The sequence below is a fragment of the Phenylobacterium sp. genome (assembly GCF_024508875.1).
In the GTDB taxonomy this organism is placed as follows: Bacteria; Pseudomonadota; Alphaproteobacteria; order Caulobacterales; family Caulobacteraceae; genus Phenylobacterium.
In genome coordinates this window covers 38071-44167 of the sequence record NZ_JANINU010000092.1, presented here as the reverse complement: position 1 = coordinate 44167, position 6097 = coordinate 38071, and the positions used below count along the sequence as shown (strand labels likewise).

General features: G+C 69.3%; 9 protein-coding genes and 1 tRNA gene. 6 read left to right on the top strand and 4 right to left on the bottom strand.

Annotation, left to right across the window (positions count from 1 at the left end; translation table 11 throughout):
* On the top strand, window positions 1–468 hold a 468-nt coding region (locus Q0L11_RS08400; RefSeq protein ID WP_296596640.1), incomplete at its 5' end, for a DUF6152 family protein.
* Between the two features lie 76 nt (window positions 469–544).
* Here the strand turns inward: Q0L11_RS08400 and Q0L11_RS08395 are convergent.
* Together Q0L11_RS08395 and Q0L11_RS08390 are read right to left on the bottom strand one after the other, a co-directional pair.
* Window positions 545–772, bottom strand: a complete 228-nt coding sequence (locus Q0L11_RS08395; protein ID WP_296596639.1) for a flagellar basal body rod C-terminal domain-containing protein — start codon at window positions 770–772, stop codon at window positions 545–547.
* A 36-nt stretch (window positions 773–808) separates the two neighbouring features.
* Window positions 809–1189, bottom strand: coding sequence for a TfoX/Sxy family protein (locus Q0L11_RS08390; RefSeq protein ID WP_296596638.1), 381 nt, complete (start codon window positions 1187–1189; stop codon window positions 809–811).
* Between the two features lie 84 nt (window positions 1190–1273).
* Between Q0L11_RS08390 and Q0L11_RS08385 the strand changes: the two genes are divergently transcribed.
* Complete coding sequence (locus Q0L11_RS08385; protein ID WP_296596637.1) at window positions 1274–1630, top strand: hypothetical protein; 357 nt, start codon at window positions 1274–1276, stop codon at window positions 1628–1630.
* Between the two features lie 11 nt (window positions 1631–1641).
* On the opposite strand, the gene Q0L11_RS08380 is transcribed toward Q0L11_RS08385, so the two are convergent.
* On the bottom strand, window positions 1642–2883 hold the full coding sequence (locus Q0L11_RS08380; RefSeq protein ID WP_296596636.1) for a serine hydrolase: 1242 nt from the start codon (window positions 2881–2883) through the stop codon (window positions 1642–1644).
* Window positions 2884–3083: 200 nt separating this feature from the next.
* Between Q0L11_RS08380 and Q0L11_RS08375 the strand changes: the two genes are divergently transcribed.
* The 3 genes from Q0L11_RS08375 (at window position 3084) to Q0L11_RS08365 (ending at window position 4973) form a co-directional block, all read left to right on the top strand.
* On the top strand, window positions 3084–3965 hold the full coding sequence (locus tag Q0L11_RS08375) for an alpha/beta hydrolase (protein WP_296596635.1): 882 nt from the start codon (window positions 3084–3086) through the stop codon (window positions 3963–3965).
* A gap of 197 nt (window positions 3966–4162) precedes the next feature.
* Window positions 4163–4519 (top strand): aspartate 1-decarboxylase, encoded by a 357-nt coding sequence (gene panD, locus Q0L11_RS08370; protein WP_068874269.1) that lies wholly within the window; start codon window positions 4163–4165, stop codon window positions 4517–4519.
* A 16-nt stretch (window positions 4520–4535) separates the two neighbouring features.
* Window positions 4536–4973 carry a hypothetical protein gene (locus Q0L11_RS08365; protein ID WP_296596634.1) on the top strand — a complete coding sequence of 146 codons (438 nt, stop codon included), beginning with the start codon at window positions 4536–4538 and terminating at the stop codon, window positions 4971–4973.
* A 33-nt stretch (window positions 4974–5006) separates the two neighbouring features.
* Here the strand turns inward: Q0L11_RS08365 and Q0L11_RS08360 are convergent, their stop codons facing one another.
* Window positions 5007–5753: an SIMPL domain-containing protein gene (locus Q0L11_RS08360; RefSeq protein ID WP_296596633.1), complete on the bottom strand. Its 747-nt coding sequence runs from the start codon at window positions 5751–5753 to the stop codon at window positions 5007–5009.
* Window positions 5754–5859: 106 nt separating this feature from the next.
* On the opposite strand from Q0L11_RS08360, the gene Q0L11_RS08355 reads away from it, so the two are divergent.
* Window positions 5860–5935, top strand: a tRNA-Ile gene (locus tag Q0L11_RS08355).
* The last annotated feature ends 162 nt before the right edge of the window (window positions 5936–6097 follow it).

The window sequence follows — 6097 nt, the reverse complement described above, 5'->3', positions numbered from 1 at the left end:
CGTTGGAGGCGCGAGATGGACAAGAAGAAGCTGATCGTTGCGGGGGCCATCGGGGCGGTCCTCAGCGTGGCCGCCGCCGGCGGCGCGGCCTGGGCGCACCACGCCTTCGCTGCGGAGTTCGACGGCAAGGCGCCGGTGCTGCTGCGCGGCAAGGTGACCCGCGTCGAGTGGATCAACCCGCACGCCTGGGTCCACATGAACGTCGTGGACTCCAAGGGCCAGACCACGGCCTGGATGGTCGAGGGCGGGACGCCCAACACCCTGATGCGTTCGGGGATCACGAAGGCCTCGCTGCCGGCCGGCACCGAGATCATCGTCCGCGGCTACCAGTCGAAGGACAAGCTCTGCAAGCCGGCCTGCAAGGCCAACGGCCGCGACGTGACGTTCCCGGACGGCAAGAAACTGTTCATGGGCTCGTCGGGCACCGGCGCGCCGCAGGACGGCGCCGATCCGACCGAGAAGAAGTAGTCCCGGCGCACGCCGGATACGGAAAGGGGAGCCGCGAGGCTCCCCTTTTTCGTTCGGGCAGTGTCGACCTGGAAGATTAGCGGCTCTGGATCTTCAGCAGCGAGTCCCACATGTCCTGGGCGAAGCCGATGACGCTCAAGTTGGCCGAGAAGGCGGTCTTGGCCTGGATCATGCCCACCGTCTCCTGCGCGAGGTCGACGTCCGGTTCGCCCTCCACGCCCATGCGCGCGACGTTGGTCGCGGACGTCTCGAAGCGGCGGCTCGCCGCCATCAGGCCGTAGCGGGCGGTGGAGATCGGGTCCATGCCAGCACGCTGCGCCCGGCGCAGTTAAGGCCGCGCTCAGGAACGTGGTGAACGACCGCTGTTTTTCCGGGGCTTGGGCGGCCTGGGCGCCAGGCTGGCGGTGAAGGCGCACGCGGCGGCGAGAAGCGCGCCGAACCGGTCCTCGTCCTCCATCACCGTCTCGGGCAGGGTGAGGTAGTCGCGCATCGGGCGGCCGGGCATGGGCTCGAACGGGCGGACGCCCTCGACCTCCAATTCGGCCCGCACGGTCGGCGGCGGGCGGATGAACGCGCTGTCCTGGAAGAGCCCGGCGCACATGTGGCCGTTCACGAAGGCGACCGGGTAGCCGAACATCTTGCGGCGCTCCAGGCCCGGCGTCTCGGGAAGGCTGATCTCGAACAGGTCCACGAGGCTCTTCGGCGATTTGGTCCAGGCCATGCGACGAACTTGCGACGAAGCCGGCCGGAGGTGAAGGCCTCTGGCCCCCAACCGCGCTATCCTGCCTGCGAAAGGAGCGCCCCCATGCGTTGCAACATCCTGGTCCCGCTGGTGCTTGCCGCCCTGGCCGGCCCGGCCCCGGCCCAGCCCATTGGCGAGAACCCGCCCACCAAGACCATCCAGTGCATCGACGTGGGCGGCCAGTCCGTCCCGCCCGTGTGCCGGGTCCCGGCCAGCCGCCTGGACCCGCGCGAGGACATCTGCACATGCCCGATTGGCGGCCAGCGGGTAGAGGCCTCGGTCTGCGCCAAGGGGCAGACGCCGCCGCCCGAAGGCAAGGCGCTCAACATCGCCCGGCGCACGGCGGCGCGCGACGGATCCCTGGTGGGCGACACCGTGGCCGGCAAGCCGATCTGTGTCGCCCCGCGGAATCCCCGCTAGGCGCGGCGGCCTCAGCCCAGCGCGCCGTAGACGATCTTCTGGAACATCGGGCAGCCGATGCGGCCGGTCGGGCGCTGGCCTTGCATCGCCGTCACCGCCTCGGGGCCCAGCGGCATGGAGTCCTGGATCAGGTAGATCAGGATCATGTCGTTCACCGGGTCGGCCTGCCACCAGGTGCCGAAGGCGCCGGGCCAGCCGAACGAGCCCTCGCCGCCGGCTCCCATCCACTGGTGCTTCTCGGCATCCATGATCATCGAGGTCCCGAGGCCGAAGCCTTGGGACAGCCAGTAGGGCATGCCAAGGAACGCATGGCTGCGCTGTTCCTCGGTGAGCCGGTTGGAGGTCATCAGGTCGATGGTCTCGGGCTTCACCAACCGCACGCCGTCGACCTCGCCGCGGCCCAGCATCAGGCGTGCGAACTTCAGGTAGTCGTCCGCCGTGGAGATGAGGCCGCCACCGCCGGCCTCGAAGGCGCTGGGAGTCTCGGGATCGGACCACGAAACGTCCTTTAGGCCGCCTTCGGGCTGCGCCTGGTACAGCTTCGCCAAGCGGCCGCGCTTGTCGTGCGGTGTCCAGAAGCCGGTGTCCTTCATGCCCAGCGGGTCGAAGATCCGCTCCTTCAGCACCTGTCCCAGCGGCTTGCCCTCGATGGCGGCGACCAGGAAGCCCAGCACCTCGGTGGCATGGCTGTAGTGAAAGCGTTCGCCCGGCTGATAGCTGAGGGGCAGGGCCCCCAGGCGAGTCATCCACTCGTCGGGCGAATGGGGGTGACCGAGCGGCGAGCCCAGCTTCTCCTCGTGCGCATGGGCGATCGGGCCCATCGAGGTGAAGCCGTACGCCAGGCCCGCGCGGTGGGTCATCAGGTCCTCGACCGTGATCTCCCGCCGGGCGGGGACGGTGGAGTCCAGTGAGCCGGTGGCGTCGGTCAGGACGCTCATGTCCTTGAAGTGCGGCAGCCACTTGGTGATCGGGTCGCTGAGCTTGAGCTTGCCCTCTTCGACCAGCATCAGCGCCGCCAGCGTAGTGATCGGCTTGGTCATCGAGGCGATGCGGAACATGGTGTCCCGCTCCATCGGCAGGCCGGCCTCGATGTCGCGCTGGCCCACGGTGTCCACCTGGACGACCTCGCCCTTGCGCCAGACCAGGGTGACCATGCCCGAGAGCAGCCCCTGGTCGACGAGCCCCTTCAGCGCTGGCGCCAGGCCGGCCAGCATCTCGCGATTGAAGCCCGTCGGGGCCTGAGCGCCGTCCATGGTCGCCTCCCTTATCGTTGTTCACTCACATACCGCCTCGGGGACAAGGCCGGCGTCAAGCCACCGCCGGCGGATGCGAATGGAAAACCTGCGGCGCTGCGGCCGCCCGGCGCCTGCATCCCCGTCACGGAATCGTCCGTAGAGACGGCGGGGGCCGACGAGAGTTGCGCGCCGGTCCCCGCGTTCGTATCGGGGAGCCCATGCCGCCATTCGCCGCGACAACGCGCCTGACCCTGCGCCTGACCCTGGCCGGCGCTGTCGCCGCCCTGACGGCTGCCTGCTCGCCGCTCAGCCTGTTTGCGACGCTGTCGCCCAAGGACCCGGCCCTGCTGGTCGCCCGCGACGAAGCCTACGGCGCAGGACCCCGGCAGCGGCTCGACGTCTATGCGCCGCGGGGCGGACGGACGCAGGCGCCGGTGGCGGTCTTCTTCTACGGGGGCTCCTGGGACTCGGGCCGGCGGCAGGATTACGGCTGGGTGGGCCGCGCGCTGGCCTCGCGCGGCTTCGTCACCGTGATCGCCGACTACCGGATCTATCCCGAGGTCCGCTATCCAGGCTTCCTGGAGGACGGCGCCAAGGCCGTGCGATGGGCCAGCGAGAACGCCGCGCGCTTCGGCGGCGATCCCGGCCGCATCGTCCTCCTGGGCCACTCCGCCGGCGCCTACAACGCGGTGATGCTGGGCCTGGACGGCCGATACCTCCGCGCCGCCGGCGTCGATCCCGCGCATGTGAAGGCCGTGGCCGGTCTCTCCGGACCCTACGACTTCCTGCCCATCCGCAGCGAGATCACCGAGCGGATCTTCGGCGGGACGCCCGACCTGCCAGGCACCCAGCCGATGGCCTATGTGACCAAGGCCTCGCCGCCGGCCTTCCTGGCTACGGGCGACGACGATCAGATGGTCTGGCCCAAGAATACAGTCGCGCTGGCCCGCGCGCTGCGCGAGGCGGGCGTCGAGGTGGACGAGCGGCACTATCCAGGCGTCGACCACGTGCGGATGGTCCTGGCGCTGTCTCGGCCGCTGCGGGGGCGGGCGCCGGTGCTGGACGAGATGACCGAATTCCTCAGGCGGCACGCAAGCTGATCGTGCTGCGGCCGCGAAGGCCGGCGCAGGGTGCGCGCGCCTGACCGGCGACATTCCTTACGTTGTAAGGGCCTGCTTCGCCGGGCGCCGCAACGGGAGGCACGCTGCGATGCCGCATTGAACGTGGTTCGCGTCGTGCGTATATGCGCGCCGCTGCTCCGACAGGGGGCGAAGGCTGCAAGGACGCGACACCGCCCATGTTGCTCACGCTGATGAAGGCCAAGCTGCACCGCGCCACGGTGACCCAGGCCGACCTCGACTACGAAGGCTCCATCGCCATCGACCGCGACCTGCTGGACGCCTCGGGCATCCTGCCGCACGAGCAGGTGGACGTCCTGAACATCACCAACGGCGCGCGCTTCACCACCTACGCCATCGAGGCGCCGCGCGGCTCCAAGGTGATCGGCGTCAATGGCGCGGCCGCCCGGCTGGTGCAAAAGGGCGACAAGGTCATCGTCGTGACCTATGGGATGCTGCCCGCCGAGGAAGCCCGCAACTATGCGCCGACCGTGGTCCTGCTGGACGACGCCAACGAGATCAAGAAGGCCGCCTGAGGTCGCGGCGGCCCTCGTGGCCGCCCTCGGCCTCGCCGCCTGTTCTCCCACCGCGCCGCCCGGCGTGGACCGCGACGAACTGGACGCGGCGATCTCCAAGGCCGTGGGCGATCCCAACACCTGTGTGCTCATCGCCGAGGCCGACTCCGGCAAGCGGCTTTATCGCTACAACTCGGCCACCACCTGCGCGAAGACGTTCCCCGCCTGCGACGGGCCAGGAACGCGCAAGATCGCCGACCTGCTGGACGAGACGGCGAAGGACCGCCGGGCGCGGCAGCTCTCCTGCAACACCCTGGCCGACGCCTCGCGCGGCGTGGGCTGGGCGGCCGGGCCGATCCAGGGCACGAACCTGGTCTACGCCGCGATGATGGAGGGCGACCGCGCCTTTCCCGGCCGCATGATGGCCGAGCGCCTGGACGGCGCGTTCCGCAGGGCCAAGGTCAGCAAGCCATAGGGACGCCGGCGGGCCGGCGTCCCGTCTCGCCGTCTAGCGTGCCAGTTCGTACAGGCCGCTGATGTCGATGCGGACCTTGAGCTCGCCGCCCGAAACCGAGGTTCCTGCGTCCATCTCTGCGCCACGCTTGGCGGCGTAGGCCATCATTGGCACGGGCGGCGGAGGCGCATAGCCGCCGCCCTCACTGAGGCTGACCAAACGCGCGATCTTGTAGCCGGTCGCCCGGGCATAGAGATCGGCCTTGGCGGCCAACGCCTTCACCGCGGCCTCGCGCGCGGCGTTCTCGGCGGCGGTCGAGTCCTGGAGACCGAAGCTGATCCCCTGCACCTGGTTGGCGCCGGCGTTGACGGTGGCGTCGACAGCCGGGCCCAGCTTCTTGAGGTCGTTCACCGTCACCGTGACGTTGTTCGAGGCCTGGTAGCCGACCAGCAGCGGCGGCTGGTTCTCCTGGTACTTGTATTGCGGGTTGAGGTTGAGGTTCGAGGTCTGGATGTCCTTGTCGGCGATCCCGGCCTTGCGCAGGCTGGCGACGACGGCGTTCATCCGCGTGGCGTTGGCCTGCATGGCCTCGGCCGCCGTCTTGCCCTCGGTCATTACGCCCAGGGTGATGGTGGCCATGTCCGGCGCCACCTTCGCCTCGCCATAGGCCGAGAGGTTGAGTGTCGTGGCGCGGAACATGGTGTCGGCGGCCGGCGGGGCCGCCTGAGCCAAGGCCGCGGGGGCGGCGGCGGAAGCGGCCAGCACCAGGCCGAGGCCGGCGGCGCGCATCAGGGTCTTCATGGATCGTCTCCAGTCCAAGGGGGAAGCCAACCGTGGCAATTCCCACCTGAACGCAAGCTTTAAGCCGCGTGCAGCCCATGGTAACGCGACGGTCCGCGCGAGCTATGGGCCTGTAGCTCAATGGTTAGAGCCGGCCGCTCATAACGGTCTGGTTGCAGGTTCGAGTCCTGCCGGGCCCACCAGCGCTCCTCCGCTGACCTCCTCTGAGGCCCGGACGACCATTGAATCTCTTCAGAGAATTGCCTATCCAAGCCCCAGCGGATGTCGGCGGGCGTGGCCGCATCCTCGAAAATTGGTGGTACGAGTTTAGGTCATACCAACGCCGATTTCGGGATACCAACCAG